Source organism: Brevundimonas sp. (assembly GCF_013912005.1).
In the GTDB taxonomy this organism is placed as follows: domain Bacteria; phylum Pseudomonadota; class Alphaproteobacteria; order Caulobacterales; family Caulobacteraceae; genus Brevundimonas.
The window spans coordinates 29511-47833 of sequence record NZ_JACESB010000008.1; the positions used below are offsets into that span (position 1 = coordinate 29511).

Genomic DNA, 18323 nt, shown 5'->3' on the forward strand with positions numbered 1-18323 from the left:
AGTGGCCGCCAGCAAGTTTCGGGCCAGACGGCCCGGCTGGGGGCTCGGGTGCTCGGACAAAGGCTGGAGATCAGGCAGGGGCAGGGGCTCGTCATCACGCCCCAGCTGCAGCAGGCGATCAAGCTGCTGCAACTGTCGAACCTCGAGCTCGAGGCCTTCGTCGAGGCCGAGCTGGAGCGCAATCCGCTGCTGCAGCGCGAGGACGCCGAACCGGGCGACGCCAACGACGCCCTGCCCGAGGCCGCCGAGACCGGCGATCGCGCCGAGATGAGCTTCGACGAGGGCGGCTCCGCCCAGGCGGCCGATGCCGTCGACGCCCGCGCCGACGACCTCTATGGCGACGCCGCGCCGGGCGAGCGGACCTCCGACCGGATGACCGACGAGGCCCAGCCGGGCCTGTCCGACTGGTCGCGGACGGGAGCGGGCGGGGGGCTGCCGGACGGGGAGGGGCGCGAACAGCCGGACACCCGCGACGCCACCCTGTGGGAGCACCTGCAGGCCCAGGCGTCGCAGGCGGGGCTCTCTCCGGCGGACCACGCCATCGCCCTGACCCTGATCGACATGGTCGACGAGGGCGGCTACCTGCGCGGCGACCTCGCCGAGGTGGCGGACCGGCTGGGGGTCGACCCGGCGCGCGTCGAGGCCGTCCTGACGGTCTGCCACGGCTTCGAGCCGACCGGGGTGATGGCCCGCTCGGTGCCCGAGTGCCTGAAGCTGCAGCTGCTCGAGCGCAACCGCTTCGACCCGGCCATGGCCTGCCTGCTGGACCATCTCGACCTGCTGGCGAAGCGGGATCTCGCCGCCCTGCGCAAGATCTGCGGCGTCGACGCCGAGGACATGGCCGAGATGGTCGCCGAGCTGAAGGCGCTGACGCCGCGGCCGGGGGCCGGCTTCGGCGGCGAACCCGCCCAGACCGTGATTCCCGACGTCCACGTGCGTCCCGACCCGGCCGGCGGCTGGAAGGTCGAGCTCAACGCCGACACCCTGCCGCGCCTGATCATGGACAAGCGCTATCACGGGGTGGTGGCGGCGGGGGCCCGCTCCGACGTCGAAAAGACCTTCGTGGCGGACTGCGCCGCCCAGGCCAGCTGGCTGGTCAAGTCGCTGGACCAGCGGGCGAAGACCATCCTCAAGGTGGCCTCCGAGATCGTCCGCCAGCAGGACGCCTTCCTCGCCTTCGGCGTCGAGTTCCTGCGGCCCCTGACCCTGAAGACCGTCGCCGACGCCATCGAGATGCACGAGTCGACGGTCAGCCGCGTGACCTCGAACAAGTACGTCTCGACCCCCCGCGGCGTGTTCGAGCTGAAGTTCTTCTTCACCGCCGCCATCCAGTCCTCCGACGGCGGCGCCCAGCATTCGGCCGAGGCCGTGCGGCACCGCATCCGCTCGATGATCGACGGCGAGGGCCGGGACGGCGACGTGCTCTCGGATGACCGGATCGTGGAGCTGCTGAAGGAGGCGGGCGTGGACATCGCCCGGCGCACCGTGGCCAAGTACCGCGAGGCCCTGCGCATCCCCTCCTCGGTCGAACGCAAGCGCATGCTGCGGGCCGGCTGAGGCAAGCGTGGCTGCGGCGATCCGCGTCACCACAAAACAGTGATCATCGTTGACACCAACCCCGCGCGGGAGCGTTCTACGGGCATGCAAGTCCAGGTCAGCGGCAAGCACGTGGATGTCGGCGAAGCGTTAGGCTCGCGCATCTCCCAGGAACTCGAAGACGGCATCGGGAAGTATTTCGAAAGGGGCGCCCAGGACGCCGAGGTCATCGTCGCCAAGGAAGGGCACAGCTTCAAGGTCGACTGCTGGGTCCGTCTCGCCTCGGGGCAGGTGGTCTTCACCTCCGGCCTCGCCGGAGACGCCCATGCGGCCTTCACCGAGAGCCTCGACAAGCTTGAGAAGCGGGTCCGGCGCTACAAGCGCCGGCTGAAGGACCACCATATCGGTCCCAAGGGGATGTCCCCCGAGAAGACCGAGATGGCCGCCCGCGAGGTCGCCCGCAGCATCGTCCTGCGCGACCCCGACGCGATCGAGGACGAGGCCTTCGGCGAGGCCGGCCGGCCCGACGAACCGCCCCCGGTGGGCATGGTCATCGCCGAGACCGAAACCGAGATCCGGACCATCACCGTGGGCCGTGCGGTCGCCGAGCTCGACATGACCGGCTATCCGGTGGTCGTGTTCCGCAACGCCGCGCACGGCGGCCTTTCGGTCGTCTATCGCCGCCCCGACGGCAATGTCGGCTGGATCGACCCGGAGCGCACCATGAAGTCGCTCGACGGACACCGTTCTGTAAACGGTCAGGGTTCATAGTGCTTCCCACAACCGGGCGGGTCGTCTAAACGGCGCCCGCCCGACGGGATGATCGGGTAGAGTCGGGGTTCCCATGGACATCGGTGAGTTGCTGGCGGAGGACGGCGTTGTCCTGCGCAGCGGGGCTTCGTCGAAGCGCCAGGCCCTGCATGTGGTGGCCGACGCCGCCGCGGAAGCCCTGGGCCTGCCGGTGGAGCGGGTCCTCGAGGCCCTGCTGGAACGTGAAGCGCTGGGCTCGACCGGCCTCGGCGCCGGCGTTGCGGTTCCGCACGCGCGGATCGAGGGCCTTGATCGGGTGACGGCGGTGTTCGTCCGTCTGGACACGCCGGTCGCCTACGGCTCGGTCGATGACCGGCCGGTGGATCTGCTGTTCGCCCTGTTCGCCCCGCCCCGCGAAGGGGCCGAGCACCTGCGCGCCCTGGCGGCCGTGTCGCGCGCGCTGCGCTCTCCGGAAATGCGCGAACAGCTCCGCCAGGCCCGGACGGCCGACGCCATCCGCGCGCTCTTCGTGCGCGACCAGGCGCCCGCCACCGCCGCCTGACTCAGGCGGGGACGGTCCGCCCTCATCAGTGGACCGAAACGGGCTCCAGCTCGTGGGCGACGGCCGTGGCGAAGGCGGTCTCGCGGTCCATCATCACCGCCAGCCGTTCGCCGTCGGCGCCGTGCACCGCATAGAGGGTCGCGTCCGGATCGATGGACAGCCCCTGCACGTCCGCGACCGGCGCGTCGGCCAGGATGTCGGCCGCCCGGATTTCCCGCACATAGACCAGGTCGGGGGCCCCGAGGTCGGCGAAGTCTTCTCTCGTCATCATCATAGGCGTCATCAGGACCGCCTCCTTGCACTCTGCTAACGCGCCGAAAGGCGCACTGGTTCGGCCCCGGGATCGGCGACCGAAGCGATCGCGACGGCGTCAGCCCGTCGTGATCGGGATGCGGCGGACCGCCGGGCTGTCATCCGGCCGGCTCAGCTCCACATGCAGCAGGCCGTGCTCCAGCCGGGCCCCGTCGACCTCCAGCCCGTCCGCCAGCACGAAGCTGCGCACGAAGCCGCGGCCGGCGATGCCGCGATGCAGGAAGGCCTGCGGGTCGCCCGCCTCCTCGCGCTTGCCCGCGATGGTCAGTTGCCGCCCCTCGAGGGTGATGGTCAGGTCGTCGGGCCCGAAGCCGGCCACCGCCAGCGTAATCCGGACCGCGCGGTCTCCGCGCTGCTCGACGTTGTAGGGCGGATAGCTGTCGGCCGCCGCCCGCGCGGCCCGGTCGATAAGCGCCCGGGTGTGGTCGAACCCGAGCAGGAACGGGCTGTCGAACAGGATGGCGCGCGTATTCATTGTCTCTGGCCCCCGAAGCAGGCGTTGCGATCCGGCGCCTCCCGCATCGGCAAGGCTCCGGACCACGGAGATGGGATCTGCGGGGGGCGTCTTCAACGGCCCGCGGCGCCGGGCGGTCCCGGAAAGGGCGAAGGCCCCGCGGTCTCCCGCGGGGCCTTCATGGTGGAGCTAAGCGGAGTCGAACCGCTGACCTCTTGAATGCCATTCAAGCGCTCTACCAACTGAGCTATAGCCCCGAACCTTTCGGTCGGATCGTCGGGGGTATTGGTGTCACCCCCCGGCGAGGCGGCGGAACCTATGTCAGGCCCGATTGGTGATCAAGCCCGGTTCCGGCATTTATTTTCACCCTCCCGGAACCGCCGCCGGCAGGGCGTTCGCGGCGGTCCCGACCCGCGTCGGAACCGCCCGAAAACCTAGTCCTCGTCCTTCTCCGGCTTGACGATGTCCTCGTCGAACGCGTCGTCGTCCTCGTCCTCGATGAAGGGCACGGAGTCGTCATCGTCGTCGTCCGCGAGGACGTCGTCGTCGTCGTCGGTCGCCTCGCCCATCCCGGGCTCCTCGGTCGGGTCGACGGCGTCGTCGTCGTCATCGTCCGGGGTGAGGATCGGCTCGTGGCCTTCCTCGTCGATCTCCGGGGCGGAGACGGCTTCGTCCTCGTCCTCGTCGTCGGCGGCGGTCTTCTTCGCGACCTGATCCTCGGCGTCCTCGTCCGGGGTCTCGTCCGGCGTGTAGCCGCCGGGGCGACCGCGACGGTTGCGCAGCTTCAGCGCTTCCTCCGGATCGAAGTCGGTGTCGCACTTCGGGCAGTGGGCCGGACGACGGTTCAGGTCGTAGAATTTGGCCTGGCAGTTCGGACAGACCTGCTTCTGGCCCAGTTCGGGATTGGCCACGGGGGCGCCTCTCGCAACGAGTGGGGAATTCGGGCGGCTCCCTTGCCACTGCCCGGGGCCGCTGTCAAAAGCGATCTCCGCGCCGCCCTGTTCCGCCGGAGTCCGCCGGGTGACGACCCCCTCCCATCTGATCGCCCGCCGGGGCGCCGCCCTGCGGGGACTCGTCCGCGCGCCGGGCGACAAGAGCATGTCGCACCGGGCCCTGATCCTCGGCGCCATGGCGACGGGCGTGACGGAGGTCGAGGGCCTGCTGGAGGGCGACGACGTCCTCGCCACCGCCCGCGCCGCCCGGGCCTTCGGCGCCGGCGTCGAACGGCTCGGCCCGGGCCGCTGGCGGGTCACGGGCCAGGGCGGCTTCCGCCAGCCCGCCGGCGTGATCGACTGCGGCAACGCCGGCACCGGCGTCCGCCTGCTGATGGGCGCCGCGGCGGGCTATCCGGTCAGTCCCACGTTCGACGGCGACGCCTCCCTGCGCAAGCGCCCGATGAAGCGGGTCACGGCTCCGCTGGCGCAGATGGGCGCGCGTCTGGAATGGCTGGGCGACGAGGACCGCCTGCCGCTGCGGCTCGCCGGCGGCGCGCTGGCGGCGATCGACTACGTCCAGTCCGTGGCCTCGGCCCAGGTGAAGTCGGCCATCCTCCTGGCGGGCCTGAACGCCGGGGGCGTCACCACGGTGGCCGAGCCGGAGAAGAGCCGCGACCACACCGAACGGATGCTGCGGGCCTTCGGGGTCGAGGTCGGGGTGGAGCCGCAGGGAGACGGGTGGCGCGTGTCGCTGCGCGGCGGCCAGCCGCTGACCGGAACCGCCGTCGCCGTTCCGGGCGACCCGTCCTCCGCCGCCTTCCCCCTGGCCGCCGCCCTGGTGGTCCCGGGCTCGGAGGTGACGGTGGAGGGCGTCATGCTCAACCCGCTGCGCACGGGCCTGTTCGAGACCTGGCGCGAGATGGGCGCCGACCTGACCGTCGCCAACCGGCGCATGGCGGGGGGCGAGGAAGTCGGCGACGTCACCGCCCGCCACTCCGTCCTGACCGGCGTGGTCGTGCCGGAGGACCGCGCCGCCTCCATGATCGACGAATATCCGATCCTCGCCGCCACCGCCGCCTTCGCCGCGGGCGAGACCGTGATGCGCGGCGTCGGCGAGATGCGGGTCAAGGAGAGCGACCGCATCGCGCTCATGGTCGCCGGCCTGCGCGCCTGCGGCGTGCAGGTCGAGGAGGAGCCGGAGGGATTCATCGTCACGGGCGGCGGCGTGCGCGGCGGCGCGACCGTCCACACCGCCCACGATCACCGCATCGCCATGAGCCATCTGGTGCTGGGTCTGGCGGCGGATGAGGCGGTGTCGGTCGACGAGCCGGGGATGATCGCCACCAGCTTTCCGGGATTTGTCGAGTTGATGCGGCGGCTCGGGGCCGATATCGCGACGGCCTCATGACCGGTTCTCTCATCATCGCCGTCGACGGACCCGCCGCCTCGGGCAAGGGCACCATCGCCGCCCGGCTGGCCGCGCTCTACGGCCTGCCGCACCTCGACACCGGCCTGCTTTACCGGGCGGTGGGGCTGGGCGTGCTCGACGCCGGCGGTTCGCTGGACGACGCCGCGGCGGCCGAAGCGGTCGCCCGCCGCCTGGACGCCAGCCACCTGACCGACATCGACCGCCTGACCGATCGCGGCGCCGGCGAGGCCGCCAGCCGGGTGGCGGGGTATCCGGGCGTTCGCGCGGCCCTGCTCGACTTCCAGAAGGCCTTCGCCGCCCGCCCGGGCGGCGCCGTGCTGGACGGCCGCGACATCGGCACGGTCATCGCCCCGGAAGCGCCCGCCAAGCTCTATGTCACCGCCGCGCCCGAGGTGCGGGCCCGGCGGCGCTGGAAACAACTGACCGGCCGGGGCGAGACGATCGCCTTCGAGGACATGCTGGCCGACATCGTCCGGCGCGACGCGCGCGACGCGGGCCGGGGGGCGGCCCCGATGGTGCAGGCGGCCGACGCCGTCTTGCTGGACACGTCCGATATGGATATAGAGGCCGCCTTCGATGCGGCCCGCCGTATCGTCGAGGCGGCGCGCGCGAACCACGGTCTCTGACCAGCTTCGCAAATCCAACGCTCCCAACCTCGCCAGCCGCGGGCGTTCTGGCCTTCGCAGCCTCGCATCCCGACGACCTGTCTCACAGTCCACCACCTTGCGCGGGGCCGTCCGGCCGCGCGCCACAACCCATTCTCCAACCCAAGAGCTACATGACCGACACCCTCTCCCCCACCCGCGACGATTTCGCCGCCCTCCTCGACCAGCAGCTGCAGGGTCGCGACCTCGGCGAAGGCCAGGTCGTCCACGGCCGCGTCGTCGGCATGGAAAAGGACATCCTGATCATCGACGTCGGTCTGAAGACCGAAGGCCGCATCCCGGCCCGCGAATTCGGCATCGGCGAAGGCGCGGTGATCCCGAAGGTCGGCGACAACGTCGAGGTCTACCTGGAGCGCGTCGAGAACGCCCTGGGCGAGGCGGTCATCAGCCGCGACAAGGCCCGCCGCGAGGAAGCCTGGACCCGTCTGGAAGTGGTCTTCGCCGAAGGCCAGCCGGTCAACGGCGTCATCGTCGGCCGCGTCAAGGGCGGCTTCACCGTCGACCTCGGCGGCGCCTCGGCCTTCCTGCCGGGCTCGCAGGTCGACATCCGCCCGGTGCGCGACGTCGCCCCGCTGATGGGCAAGGAGCAGCCCTTCGCCATCCTCAAGATGGACCGTCCGCGCGGCAACATCGTCGTCTCGCGTCGCGCCATCCTGGAAGAGGCCCGCGCCGAACAGCGCACCGAGCTGGTCGGCCAGCTGCAGGAAGGTGAAGTCCGCGAAGGCGTGGTCAAGAACATCACCGACTACGGCGCGTTCGTGGATCTCGGCGGCATCGACGGCCTGCTGCACGTCACCGACATGTCGTGGAAGCGCGTCTCGCACCCGTCGCAGGTCCTCGCCGTCGGCGACACCGTCAAGGTCCAGATCGTCAAGATCAACCCGGACACCCAGCGCATCAGCCTCGGCATGAAGCAGCTGCAGGCCGACCCGTGGGACGGCGTGGAAGCCAAGTATCCGGTCGGCGCCAAGATGTCGGGCCGCATCACCAACATCACCGACTACGGCGCCTTCGTGGAGCTGGAAGCCGGCGTCGAGGGCCTGGTCCACGTCTCGGAAATGTCCTGGACCAAGAAGAACGTCCACCCCGGCAAGATCGTCTCGACCTCGCAGGAAGTCGACGTGGTCGTGCTGGACGTCGACGCCTCGAAGCGCCGCATCTCGCTGGGCCTGAAGCAGGCCCAGGACAACCCGTGGGACGCCTTCGTCGCCGCGCACCCGATCGGCTCGACCGTCGAGGGCGAGGTCAAGAATGCCACCGAGTTCGGCCTGTTCATCGGCCTGGACAACGACATCGACGGCATGGTCCACCTGTCGGACCTCGACTGGAACGTGTCGGGCGAGGAAGCCATCCAGCGCTACCGCAAGGGCGAGACCGTCAAGGCCAAGGTGCTGGACGTCGACGTCGAGAAGGAGCGCGTCTCCCTGGGCATCAAGCAGCTCGGCGGCGACCCGATGGAAGGCGACACCTACCGGAAGGGCCAGCAGGTCACCGTCACCGTGACCTCGATCGAGACCGGCGGCATCGAGGTGAAGTTCGGCGAGGACGACGCGCCGGTCACCGCCTTCATCCGCAAGTCGGACCTGTCGCGCGACCGCAACGAGCAGCGCCCCGAGCGCTTCTCGGTCGGCGACCGCGTCGACGCCATGATCACCTCGGTGGACAAGGCCTCGCGCCGCGTCTCGGTGTCGATCAAGGCGCTGGAGATGAAGGACGAGCAGGAGGCCATCGAGCAGTTCGGCTCGTCGGACTCGGGCGCCTCGCTGGGCGACATCCTCGGCGCGGCCCTGCGCGAGAAGGCCGGCTCGAAGGAGTAAGGCCTTCCGCCGCGGCGGAGACAGGAGGGCGGCCGGAGCGATCCGGCCGCCCTTTGTCGTTCCGGATCGTCCCCGCGTCGGGGCGGTCAACTCATATTTCTGCGCCCGAACCGGCGGTTGGCCCTTTTTCCCCCCGCAAGCGACCGCTAGGGTGGGCTTGCATCCGGCGCCCGGATGCACCCGTATGGGGCCGGGGCAGGCTGAACAGGGCGGGGGTCCGAATGATCAAGTCCGGGCTGATCGAAAAGCTCGCTGCAGAGAACACGCACCTGACCCACGCCGAGGTGGAGCGGGTGGTGAATGTGGTGCTCGGCCGGATGGTCGACGCCCTCGGCGAGGGCGGTCGCGTCGAGCTGCGCGGCTTCGGCGCCTTCTCGGTCCGTTCGCGCCCGGCGCGGGCCGGCCGCAATCCCCGCACCGGCGAGACGGTCGAGGTTCCGGCCAAGGCCGTGCCCTTCTTCAAGAGCGGCAAGGAGCTGCGCGAACGGCTGAACGCCTCGGGCGACGCCTGAGCCGATGAGCGTGGCCTCGGAATTCCGGGAGTTCATCGCCCGCGGCAACGTCATCGACCTGGCCGTCGGGGTGATCATCGGCGCCGCCTTCAACAGCATCGTCAAGAGTCTGGTCGACCAGGTGGTCATGCCGCCGATCGGGCTGGCGACCGGCGGGATCGACTTCTCCGAGCTGGAGTGGGTGCTGCGGCCCGAGGACCCCGCCACCGAGGCGGTCGAGAAGGTGGCCATCCAGTACGGCGCCTTCGTCAACACCCTGATCCAGTTCCTGATCGTGGCGGTGGTGGTCTTCCTCCTGGTCAAGGGGATCAACAGCCTGCGGCGGAAGCAGGCGGCCCAGCCCGATCCCGCGCCCGCGGCGCCCACCCCGACCGAGGCGCTGCTGACGGAAATCCGCGACGAACTGCGGGCGCGTTCGCGCGACTGACGCCGTCCACGGTTTCGGAAGAAGCGGCCGGATTCCGCGTTTGACTCTCCGGAAGTGGGGGAACAAAAAGGGAACAACCTCCCTTCCGGACTCCCATGAGCCTGCCGTCCCTCGCATCGCCGGAGCTGTTCCCCGCCGCGGCCGCCCCGCTGGAGGAGGCGTGCGCGCCCCTGCCGCGGGACGTGGCCGGCGCCCTGCTGTTCGCCCTGTCGCGACGGCCGGCGGAGGATGACCGGCCGGTGCTGATGGCCCTGCCGCGGGCGTGGCTGGGGGAGTATGGCCGGCCCTATGCGCCCGGACTGGCCGGGCCGCCGCCGATCCTGGCGCCCGTGGCGACGCCGGCCGAGGCGCTGTGGGCGCTGGAACAGGGACTGCGGTCCGGGGCGGTGGCGCTGGCGCTGGGCGCGGTGGAGGAGGCGACCCTGGCCCAGAGTCGCCGGCTCGACTTCGCCGCCCGCCACGGGGGCGCCGTGGGCGTCACCCTGTCGCGCCGTCTGGACGGGCTGAGCGCCGCCCGCCGCCGCTGGCGGATTTCCAGCCGGATCGGCGAGGGCGACCGGGACGACCCCCGGGCGCCCGGTCCGGCCCGGTTCAGCGTCGAACTGGTCCGCAGCCGCGGCGAACGCCCGGGCGTCTGGATTCTGGAGCAGGATGATGAGACGCATCGTCTCCGTCTGGCTGATCGACTGGCCGGTCTCCGTCCGGCGGCGGTCGCTGGCGCGGGCGTGCGCTCCGGCCTCGCCGCCTGAGCCCGCCCTCGACCCTCGCCAGCCCTTCGCCCTGACCCTGAAGAACAGCCGGGGCGCGGTGGTGCTGCACGCCCTCAATCCGGCCGCGCGCGCGGCCGGGCTGCGCCGCGGCCAGGGCCAGGCCGACGCCCTGGCCATGATCCCGCACCTGGTCTGTCGACCGGCCGACCCGGCCGCCGACGCCCGGGCGCTGGAGGCGCTGGCGATCTGGGCCGAGCGCTGGTCCCCCTCGGTCAGCCTCGACGCCTCGCCCGACGGGCTGGAGGGACTGTTCCTCGACATCACCGGGGCGGGCCATCTGTTCGGCGGCGAGCGGGCCCTGCTGGCCCGCATCCGGGACCGGCTGGCCGAGGCCGGGATCGCCGCCCGGGCCGCCGCCGCTCCGACGCCGGGCGCGGCCTGGGCCCTGGCGCGCTGGAGCGACCTGGAGGGCCGCCCGCCGGTCGTGGGTCAGGACCGCCTGCGCGAGCGGCTGGCCGGGCTGCCGCTGGAGGCGCTGCGGCTCGACGCCGCCGCCCTGGCGCAGGCCCGGCGTTTCGGGCTGAAGCGGATCGGCGACCTCTACGCCATGCCCCGCGCCGGTCTGGCGCGTCGCTTCCGCGGGGCGGGCGGGCTCGACCTGGTGCGGCGGCTGGACCAGGCGCTGGGCCACGAGGGCGAGGCCCTGACGCCGGTGCGGCCGCCGGCCCGCTACCGCGCCTGGCAGGCCTTCGCCGAGCCGCTGGGCGATCTCGCCGGCGTGGAGGCGCGGTTGCCGGCGCTGGCCGATGACCTGGCGGCGGCGCTGGAGCGGGACGGGCAGGGCGCGCGCCGCCTGACCCTGACCGGCTTCCGCACCGACGGCGGGGCCCCGGCCCTGTCGATCCGCACCGGCCGGCCGGGACGCGACGCGGCGGTGTGGCTGCGCCTGTTCCGCGAGGCAGGGCTGGGGCGGCTGGAGCTCGGCTTCGGCGTCGACGCCCTGATGCTGGCCGCGGCGGAGGTCGAGCCGCTGGCCGTCCGCCAGGCCGCCCTCCACGACGAGGCGGCGGCGCGGCAGGCGGAGGATCTGGCGGCGCTGGTCGACCGGCTGTCCGCCCGCCTCGGTCCGGACCGGGTGCTGACCCCTGAAACCGCCGACAGCTGGATTCCGGAACGGGCCGAACGCTGGCGTCCCGCCCTGGCGGGTCCGCCGGCGGCGCTGGCGGGCGAGCCCGGCCGCCGGCCGATCCTGCTGTTCGACCCGCCCGAGCCGGTCGAGGCCATCGCCGAACTGCCCGACGGAGCCCCGGCCCGCTTCACCTGGCGGCGGCTGTCGCGGCGGGTGATCCGCGCCGACGGTCCCGAGCGCCTGTCGCCCGAGTGGTGGCGGCCCGCCGCGGACCGCCGCGCGATCCGCACCCGCGACTACTACCGCGTCGAGGACGAGGCCGGCGGCCGCTACTGGCTGTTCCGAGAGGGGCTGTACGGGCGCGAGTACGGCGGCGGCGAGGGCGAGCGGGCGCCGTCGTGGTGGATGCACGGGGTGCTGCCGTGAGCGGCTGGAGCGGCGCCTACGCCGAGCTCGGCGTGATGACCAACTTCAGCTTCCTGGAGGGGGCGTCGCACCCGGGCGAGCTGATGCTGCAGGCGAAGGCGCTGGGTCTGGCGGCGGTGGGCGTCGCCGACCGCAACACCCTGGCGGGGGTGGTGCGGGCCCTGATGGGGGCCGAGGAGGCGGATATCCCGCTGCTGGTCGGCTCGCGGCCGGGCTTCGTCGACGGAACCGAACTGATCGTCTTTCCGCGCGACCGGGCGGCGTACGGCCGCCTGTGCCGCCTGCTGTCGCTGGGCAAGAGCGAGGTGTTCGCCGGCCCCTCCCCGCCGCAGGACGGGGAGGAGGCGGAACGTATTCCCAAGGCCGAGACCCGGCTGACGTTCGAACAGGCGGCCGCCCTGGGCGAGGGCCTGATCGCCCTCGTCCCGGCGCCGGAGCGGCCGGACGCCGCTTTCGAGGCGCGGCTGGCGGCGTGGCGGCGGGCCTGGCCCGACGACCTGTATCTGGCCGCAGCCCCCCTGTGGCGCGGCGACGACCGGCGGCGGCTGAACCGGCTGGCGGCGATGGCGGAGCGCGCCGGCGCGCCGATGATCGCCACCAACGCCGTGCTCTACCACCACCCCGACCGGCGGCGGCTGCAGGACGTGCTGACCTGCGTGCGCGAGGGGACCACCATCGACCGCGCCGGCCGCCGGCTGCAGGCCAACGCCGAACGGCATCTGAAGCCGCCGGCGCAGATGGCGCGCCTGTTCCGCGGCCACGAGGCGGCGCTGGAGCGGACCCTGGAGGTGGTGCGCGCCTGCCGCTTTTCGCTGCGCGAGCTGGAGTACCTCTATCCCGACGAGCCCGTGCCCGAGGGCTGGACGGCCCAGCGCCGGCTGATCCGTCTGGCGTTCCGCGGCGCGCGGGAGAAGTGGCCTGAAGGCGTGCCCGCCCGCATCCGCGCGACCATCGTCAAGGAGCTGAAGCTGATCAAGCAGCTGAAGTATCCGAACTACTTCCTGACCGTGCACGACATCGTCGCCTGGGCCCGGGCGCAGCCGCAGCCGATCCTGTGCCAGGGGCGCGGCTCGGCGGCCAATTCGGTGGTGTGCTTCTGCCTCGGCGTGACCAATGTGAACCCGGCCGAGCAGGACGTGCTGATCGAGCGCTTCATGTCGGCCGACCGCAACGAGCCGCCCGACATCGACGTCGACTTCGAGCACGAGCGGCGCGAGGAGGTGATGCAGTACGTCTACCGCCGCTACGGCCGCGACCGGGCGGCGATCGTGGCCACGGTGATCCACTACCGGCCGCGCTCGGCGATCCGCGACGTGGGCAAGGCGCTGGGCCTGACCGAGGACGTCACCGCCCGCATGGCCGACACCGTCTGGGGCGGCTGGGGCGACGGGGTGAAGGACGAGCACGTCGACCGCGCCGGCCTCGACCGCGACGACCCGCGCCTCGCCCTGGCGCTGGAGCTGACCGCCGAGCTGATCAAATTTCCCCGCCACCTCAGTCAGCACGTCGGCGGCTATGTGCTCAGCCGGACGCCGCTGATCGAGATCGTTCCCGTCGGCAATGCGGCGATGGAGGACCGCACCTTCATCGAGTGGGACAAGGACGACATCGACTTCCTCGGCCTGATGAAGGTCGACGTGCTGGCCCTGGGCATGCTGACGGCGATCCGGCGCGGCTTCGACCTGATCGCCGACGCCTACGGCCGGCGCTTCGTGCTGGACACCGTCCCGCAGGAGGATCCGGCCGTCTACGGCATGCTGTGCCGCGGCGATTCCATCGGCGTCTTCCAGGTCGAGAGCCGGGCCCAGATGGCCATGCTGCCGCGGCTGCAGCCGCGCACCTTCTACGACCTGGTGGTCGAGGTGGCGATCGTCCGGCCCGGGCCGATCCAGGGCGGCATGGTCCACCCCTACCTGCAGCGGCGGAAGGAGAAGCGCGAGGCCGAGGCGCAGGGCCGTCCCTACGTCGTCGACTTCCCGCACCCGGCCCCCGAGCACGGCGATCGCGACGAGCTGCGGCGGGTGCTGCACAAGACCCTCGGCGTGCCCCTGTTCCAGGAACAGGCCATGCGCATCGCCATGGAGGCGGCGCGGTTCAGCTCGAAGGAGGCCAACGGCCTGCGCCGGGCCATGGCCACCTTCCGGCACATGGGCACGATCCACGAGTACGAGGAGATGTTCGTCGGCCGGATGATCGCACGCGGCTATCCGCCGGCGTTCGCGCAGAGCTGCTTCGAGCAGATCAAGGGCTTCGGCGAATACGGCTTCCCCGAGAGCCACGCCTGCTCGTTCGCCCACCTCGTCTACGTCTCGGCGTGGATGAAGCATCACTGGCCCGAGGCCTTCACCGCCGCCCTGCTGAACAGCCAGCCGATGGGCTTCTACGCCCCCGCCCAGCTGGTCCGCGACGCCCGCGAGCACGGGGTCGAGGTGCGCCACCCCGACGTCAACGCCAGCGGCTGGGACGCCTCGCTGGAGCCGCGCGACGGGCGCAAGCGGCGCGCCCTGCGGCTGGGGCTGCGGTCGATCGACGGCTTCCGCCAGGCCTGGGCCGACGCCATCGTCGCGGCGCGGGCCGCCGGCCCCTTCGCCGATGTCGAGGACCTGCGGCTGCGGGCGCAACTGCCCCCGGCGGCGCTGGACCGTCTGGCCGAGGCCGACGCCCTCGGCTCGCTCAGCCTGACGCGCCGGCAGGGGATGTGGGCCTCGAAGGGCGCCCCGCCCGCCGCCTCGGCGCCCCTGTTCGAGGCCATGGGCCTGGTCGAGACCGACGGCCGCCCGCCCGGGGCCCTGCCCGAGCTGGCCCCCTCCGAGGAGGTGGTCGGCGACTACCAGTCGATCCGCCTGTCGCTGAAGGGCCACCCGGTCGCCTTCCTGCGCGAGCGCCTCACCCGCGCGGGGGCGCTGACGGCCGCAGCCTACGGCCGCCTTCCCAACAACCGCCGGGCGCAGGTCGGCGGGGTGGTGCTGGTCCGCCAGCGCCCGGGCACGGCCAGGGGGGTCTGTTTCATCACCCTCGAGGACGAGACCGGGGTGGCCAATCTGGTGCTGTGGGAGTCGGTGTTCGAACGCTTCCGGCCGACGGCCATGGGGGCGCGCATGGTGCTGGCGAAGGGGCGGGTCCAGAACGCCGACGGCGTCAGCCATCTGGTGGTCGAGGCGCTGGAGGACTGGACGCCGGCGCTGGGCGACCTCACCCCTGACCGCGCCCCCGGCTCGGCGCACGAGCCGGCGCGGGGACGCCACCCGCGCGACGTGCGGGTGCTGCCGGGATCACGGGACTTCCACTAACCTACCGGTGGTGGCGCCACTTCCAGATGCGGTAACCCAGAATGGGCAGGAAGCCGCCGACGAGGGCGGCGATCAGCACCGTCCAGAAGCCGCCGCCGAGGCCGTACTCCCCGACCGCCGCCCCGACCCCGGCCGCCAGCAGCGGGCCGAGCCAGGGCAGCCAGCCGGGCGGCCCGAAGCGAAATCCCGTCATCCGGGGATCAGGCATCCACCTTGATGACGCCGCGCCGGATCTGGTCCAGCTCGATGGAGTCGAACAGGGCCTGGAAATTGCCCTCGCCGAACGCCTGGTTGCCCTTGCGCTGGATGATCTCGAAGAAGATCGGACCGAAGGTGTCCTGGGTGAAGATCTGCAGCAGCAGCCCGTCCTGCTCCGAGCCGTCGATCAGGATGCGGTTCTTGCGCATCCGCTCCACGTCCTCGCCGTGGCCCGGCAGGCGCTTGTCGATCAGCTCGAAGTAGGTCTCGATGGTGTCCTGGAACTCGATGCCGCGGCGGCGCATCTCCTCGACCGTCTCGAAGATGTCGTCGGTGGCCAGGGCGATGTGCTGGATGCCCTCGCCGTTGTAGCGGCGCAGGAACTCCTCGATCTGCGAGTTCTCGTCCTGGCTCTCGTTCAGCGGGATGCGGATGGCCCGGTCGGGCGCGATCATCGCCTGCGAGAACAGGCCCGTCGCCTTGCCCTTGATGTCGAAGTACTTCTGCTCCTCGAAGTTGAACACCTGGCCGTAGAAGCCCGACCAGGTCCGCATCTGGCCGCGGCGCACGTTGTGGGTCAGGTGGTCGAGGCAGTAGAGGCCGACCGAGTTCTTCTTCTCGGCCTCCTGCCAGCCCTCGATCTCGTTCCAGCCCTCATAGAGCGAGCCTTTGTCGCCGTAGCGGTCGACGATGTAGAGCAGCGAGCCGCCGATGCCCTGCAGGATCCAGGGATAGCCGTCGCCCAGGGCTCCGCCGTCGTGACCCTCGGCCGGACGGGCGCCGCGCTCGACCGCACCCTCGTAAGCCGCCTTCGCGTCGGCGACCCGGAAGGCCATGCCGTTGGCCGACGGGCCGTGCTCGCGGGCGAATTCCGCGGCCTGCCCCTTCGGCGACTGGTTGACCAGCAGGGTGACGTCGCCCTGCTTCATCCGCACCGCGCCGGTCTGCGGATGCACATGGGTGCGGGTGAAGCCCATCAGCTCCAGCCGCGCGACCATGGCCGCCGGATCGGGCCCGGTGAACTCGACGAATTCGAAGCCGTCGACGCCGAGCGGATTTTCCTTGTCGAGCCGGGCGGCGGCTTCCGATTGCGGGGCGTCGTGCATGGCGGGTCTCCTGTGAAGGCGGGGCGGCCGGAACCGCTCTTGTGGCGCGGAACCTAGTGGCCCGGGACGGCCAAGCCAAGCGTCGCCCCGTGCACAGGTTCGGGAGGACCCGCCCTCAGGGGCGGCCCACCACCGCGTCCACCGAGCCCGTCGTCACCGGATGATACCCGGACCGCGCCTCGGCGTAGATCCGCCGCGCGATCGGCCGGCCCCAGTCGCCCTCGGCCCACAGGCTCTGGAACAGCGGCAGGACGAACTTGCGCCGGCCCATGGTGGTGAGGAACTTCTCCAGCGTCGGCACGGCGGGCTGGTAGCGGTGCTGGACGGCGATCTGCAGCCAGGCGAACAGCACCTCGGCGTTGCCCTCCTGGCGCAGGTTCAGCGTGGCCTCGAGGTCGGCCAGCTGGGCCGACGTCAGCCAGTCGGCGCCCTCGGCGCCGCCCTGCGGCCGCCAGGCGAGGAAGCGCTGGCGCTCCTGGGTCGACCAGCCGGCCCACGGGATGGCCGAGGCGGGACCGCCCGCGGCGAAGGCCGCGGCCGCGGCGTCGACCGGGACGAAGGCGTCGGACACCGGCGGGACCCAGTTCGACGGCATGCCCGGCTGATAGATCCAGGCGTCCATCATCAGCTGCGCCTCCAGCGCCGCGTCGCCGCGGATCAGGTGGGTGCGGATGTCCTCGAGGAAGCGCTCGGTGGTCATGGGCCGGAAGGCGTTGCGCTCGAAATAGCCCTTCAGCCAGGCGTCGAAGCGCTCGCGCCCGACGATCCGCTCGATGGTGGTCAGGAAGGCCGCGCCCTTCTCGTAGGCGATGTCGGTCATGCCCTCGTCCGGATCGCGGCCGGCGAGGTCGAGCTTGAGCCGTGTGTCGGCCGGCGGCAGGCTGGCCAGGGTGTCCTGCAGACCGCCCCAGCCGAGCGACTGCAGCATCAGCGCCCGCTCCCGGCCGTAGAGCGCCTCCATGATCCGGTTCTCGAAATAGACGGTGAAGCCCTCGTTGAGCCAGAAGTCGTCCCAGGTGGCGTTGGTCACCAGGTTGCCCGACCAGCTGTGGGCCAGCTCATGCGCCACCAGCGACACCAGCGACCGGTCGCCGGCGATGATGGTCGGGGTGGCGAAGGTCAGGCGCGGGTTCTCCATGCCGCCGAAGGGGAAGCTCGGCGGCAGCACCAGCAGGTCGTAGCGGCCCCAGCGGTAGGGGCCGTACAGCCGTTCGGCCACGTCCCATGTCGGCCGTCGGGACCAGTTCGTCGTGCGCCGCGCGCAGCTCCGACGGTTCCGTCCACACGCCGGTGCGTTCGTCGATGGCGGCGAAGTCGACGTCGCCGACGCCCAGGGCGATCAGGTAGGGCGGCACCGGATTGGTCATCCGGAACCGCCAGGCGGTCAGCCCCTCGCCGGCCGGCTCGCCCTCGGGCGTCAGCATCTCGGCGCTCATCACCGCCTTCAGGTCCGACGGGGCGACGATGCGGGCGTCCCAGGTCTGGCGGATGCCCGGGCTGTCCTGGGTCGGGACCCAGGTGCGGGTCAGGATCGCCTGGCCCTGGCTGAACAGATAGGGCTCCTCGCCGCCGGCGGTCTGGGCCGGGGTCAGCCACTGCAGGGCGGCGGCGTCCGGGCGGGTGGCGTAGTGGATGACGATCCGCTGCGTGGCGCCCGGCGCCAGCGCGGGGAAGCGGACGGTCAGCGGCTGGCCGATGAACTCCGCCGGCGCGCCGGTTTCGTACTGCAGCGGCGCGCCGGCGGCGTCGGTGACGTTGCGGATGTCGAGGTCCCGCACGTCCAGCACCACCTCATTGGCGCCGGGGACCCCCTGCACATCCAGGGTCGCCGTGCCGGACAGCACCTGCGCCGCGAAGTCCGCCGTCAGGTCGAGCGACACATGCCGGACCCGGGCGATCTCGGGCCGGGCGTGGCTGTGCACGTCGCGGACGTAGTCCGCCGCCGCCACGGCGGAGGCGGGAACCGGCGGCATGTCTGAAGAGGCGCCCATGGCCGCGCATCCCGAAAGCGCGGTCGCCAGGGCGAGCGCGGAGACCAGTCCAGTCAGGCGGAGCATCGGCGGTT

18 protein-coding genes and 1 tRNA gene are annotated in these 18323 nt (G+C 71.9%); 11 read left to right on the top strand and 8 right to left on the bottom strand.

Translation table 11 applies throughout. The annotated features are described in order from the left end of the window. Positions 1-48 precede the first annotated feature (48 nt). The 3 genes from rpoN (at position 49) to H2038_RS07665 (ending at position 2848) form a co-directional block, all read left to right on the top strand. Complete coding sequence (rpoN, locus tag H2038_RS07655; protein WP_292111219.1) at positions 49-1557, top strand: RNA polymerase factor sigma-54; 1509 nt, start codon at positions 49-51, stop codon at positions 1555-1557. 84 nt (positions 1558-1641) lie between these two features. Further along, positions 1642-2307, top strand: coding sequence for a ribosome-associated translation inhibitor RaiA (gene raiA / locus H2038_RS07660; RefSeq protein WP_292111221.1), 666 nt, complete (start codon positions 1642-1644; stop codon positions 2305-2307). A 73-nt stretch (positions 2308-2380) separates the two neighbouring features. Further along, on the top strand, positions 2381-2848 hold the full coding sequence (locus H2038_RS07665) for a PTS sugar transporter subunit IIA (RefSeq protein ID WP_292111223.1): 468 nt from the start codon (positions 2381-2383) through the stop codon (positions 2846-2848). Between the two features lie 25 nt (positions 2849-2873). On the opposite strand, the gene H2038_RS07670 is transcribed toward H2038_RS07665, so the two are convergent. The 4 genes from H2038_RS07670 to H2038_RS07685 form a co-directional block, all read right to left on the bottom strand. Continuing rightward, positions 2874-3131: a DUF1150 domain-containing protein gene (locus tag H2038_RS07670; RefSeq protein ID WP_292111225.1), complete on the bottom strand. Its 258-nt coding sequence runs from the start codon at positions 3129-3131 to the stop codon at positions 2874-2876. Positions 3132-3218: 87 nt separating this feature from the next. After that, complete coding sequence (locus tag H2038_RS07675) at positions 3219-3635, bottom strand: Hsp20 family protein (protein WP_292111227.1); 417 nt, start codon at positions 3633-3635, stop codon at positions 3219-3221. Between the two features lie 160 nt (positions 3636-3795). Further along, positions 3796-3871, bottom strand: a tRNA-Ala gene (locus H2038_RS07680). A gap of 177 nt (positions 3872-4048) precedes the next feature. Continuing rightward, a complete protein-coding gene (locus H2038_RS07685) occupies positions 4049-4525 on the bottom strand; it encodes a TIGR02300 family protein (protein ID WP_292111229.1) in 477 nt (158 codons plus the stop codon). A gap of 127 nt (positions 4526-4652) precedes the next feature. On the opposite strand from H2038_RS07685, the gene aroA reads away from it, so the two are divergent. The 8 genes from aroA to H2038_RS07725 all read left to right on the top strand — a co-directional run bounded on the left by aroA (position 4653) and on the right by H2038_RS07725 (position 14954). Then, a complete protein-coding gene (aroA, locus tag H2038_RS07690) occupies positions 4653-5957 on the top strand; it encodes a 3-phosphoshikimate 1-carboxyvinyltransferase (RefSeq protein ID WP_292111423.1) in 1305 nt (434 codons plus the stop codon). Then, positions 5954-6604: a (d)CMP kinase gene (gene cmk / locus H2038_RS07695; RefSeq protein WP_292111232.1), complete on the top strand. Its 651-nt coding sequence runs from the start codon at positions 5954-5956 to the stop codon at positions 6602-6604. Before aroA ends, cmk begins: the two co-directional genes overlap by 4 nt. Before the next feature lie 152 nt (positions 6605-6756). Then, complete coding sequence (gene rpsA, locus H2038_RS07700; protein ID WP_292111235.1) at positions 6757-8460, top strand: 30S ribosomal protein S1; 1704 nt, start codon at positions 6757-6759, stop codon at positions 8458-8460. Positions 8461-8681: 221 nt separating this feature from the next. Next, on the top strand, positions 8682-8972 hold the full coding sequence (locus tag H2038_RS07705) for an integration host factor subunit beta (protein ID WP_292111237.1): 291 nt from the start codon (positions 8682-8684) through the stop codon (positions 8970-8972). A gap of 4 nt (positions 8973-8976) precedes the next feature. Then, positions 8977-9399: a large-conductance mechanosensitive channel protein MscL gene (gene mscL, locus H2038_RS07710; protein WP_292111239.1), complete on the top strand. Its 423-nt coding sequence runs from the start codon at positions 8977-8979 to the stop codon at positions 9397-9399. Positions 9400-9494: 95 nt separating this feature from the next. Then, the gene (locus H2038_RS07715; protein ID WP_292111241.1) at positions 9495-10148 is read left to right on the top strand and encodes a hypothetical protein; all 654 of its coding nucleotides are present in this window, start codon (positions 9495-9497) and stop codon (positions 10146-10148) included. Next, positions 10054-11664, top strand: coding sequence for a DNA polymerase Y family protein (locus H2038_RS07720; RefSeq protein ID WP_292111244.1), 1611 nt, complete (start codon positions 10054-10056; stop codon positions 11662-11664). Before H2038_RS07715 ends, H2038_RS07720 begins: the two co-directional genes overlap by 95 nt. Further along, positions 11661-14954 carry an error-prone DNA polymerase gene (locus H2038_RS07725; protein WP_292111246.1) on the top strand — a complete coding sequence of 1098 codons (3294 nt, stop codon included), beginning with the start codon at positions 11661-11663 and terminating at the stop codon, positions 14952-14954. Before H2038_RS07720 ends, H2038_RS07725 begins: the two co-directional genes overlap by 4 nt. A gap of 1 nt (position 14955) precedes the next feature. Here the strand turns inward: H2038_RS07725 and H2038_RS07730 are convergent, their stop codons facing one another. From H2038_RS07730 to H2038_RS14875, 4 genes are all read right to left on the bottom strand, one after another. Further along, positions 14956-15147, bottom strand: coding sequence for a hypothetical protein (locus tag H2038_RS07730; RefSeq protein ID WP_292111248.1), 192 nt, complete (start codon positions 15145-15147; stop codon positions 14956-14958). Between the two features lie 7 nt (positions 15148-15154). Beyond that, positions 15155-16258, bottom strand: a complete 1104-nt coding sequence (gene hppD, locus H2038_RS07735) for a 4-hydroxyphenylpyruvate dioxygenase (RefSeq protein ID WP_292111251.1) — start codon at positions 16256-16258, stop codon at positions 15155-15157. 115 nt (positions 16259-16373) lie between these two features. Continuing rightward, complete coding sequence (locus H2038_RS14870; RefSeq protein WP_366926490.1) at positions 16374-17426, bottom strand: leukotriene A4 hydrolase C-terminal domain-containing protein; 1053 nt, start codon at positions 17424-17426, stop codon at positions 16374-16376. After that, positions 17317-18315 carry a hypothetical protein gene (locus H2038_RS14875; protein WP_366926489.1) on the bottom strand — a complete coding sequence of 333 codons (999 nt, stop codon included), beginning with the start codon at positions 18313-18315 and terminating at the stop codon, positions 17317-17319. The genes H2038_RS14870 and H2038_RS14875 overlap by 110 nt, the downstream gene beginning before the upstream one ends. Positions 18316-18323: the final 8 nt, after the last annotated feature.

What these genes read in the sequence shown, in the direction of transcription:
- raiA (WP_292111221.1), top strand. Translation starts at nt 1,642, where the DNA reads ATGCAAGTCCAGGTCAGCGGCAAGCACGTGGATGTCGGCGAAGCGTTA.
- H2038_RS07665 (WP_292111223.1), top strand. Translation starts at nt 2,381, where the DNA reads ATGGACATCGGTGAGTTGCTGGCGGAGGACGGCGTTGTCCTGCGCAGC.
- H2038_RS07670 (WP_292111225.1), bottom strand. Translation starts at nt 3,131, where the DNA reads ATGACGCCTATGATGATGACGAGAGAAGACTTCGCCGACCTCGGGGCC.
- H2038_RS07675 (WP_292111227.1), bottom strand. Translation starts at nt 3,635, where the DNA reads ATGAATACGCGCGCCATCCTGTTCGACAGCCCGTTCCTGCTCGGGTTC.
- cmk (WP_292111232.1), top strand. Translation starts at nt 5,954, where the DNA reads ATGACCGGTTCTCTCATCATCGCCGTCGACGGACCCGCCGCCTCGGGC.
- rpsA (WP_292111235.1), top strand. Translation starts at nt 6,757, where the DNA reads ATGACCGACACCCTCTCCCCCACCCGCGACGATTTCGCCGCCCTCCTC.
- H2038_RS07705 (WP_292111237.1), top strand. Translation starts at nt 8,682, where the DNA reads ATGATCAAGTCCGGGCTGATCGAAAAGCTCGCTGCAGAGAACACGCAC.
- mscL (WP_292111239.1), top strand. Translation starts at nt 8,977, where the DNA reads ATGAGCGTGGCCTCGGAATTCCGGGAGTTCATCGCCCGCGGCAACGTC.
- H2038_RS07715 (WP_292111241.1), top strand. Translation starts at nt 9,495, where the DNA reads ATGAGCCTGCCGTCCCTCGCATCGCCGGAGCTGTTCCCCGCCGCGGCC.
- H2038_RS07720 (WP_292111244.1), top strand. Translation starts at nt 10,054, where the DNA reads ATGAGACGCATCGTCTCCGTCTGGCTGATCGACTGGCCGGTCTCCGTC.
- H2038_RS07730 (WP_292111248.1), bottom strand. Translation starts at nt 15,147, where the DNA reads ATGACGGGATTTCGCTTCGGGCCGCCCGGCTGGCTGCCCTGGCTCGGC.
- hppD (WP_292111251.1), bottom strand. Translation starts at nt 16,258, where the DNA reads ATGCACGACGCCCCGCAATCGGAAGCCGCCGCCCGGCTCGACAAGGAA.
- H2038_RS14875 (WP_366926489.1), bottom strand. Translation starts at nt 18,315, where the DNA reads ATGCTCCGCCTGACTGGACTGGTCTCCGCGCTCGCCCTGGCGACCGCG.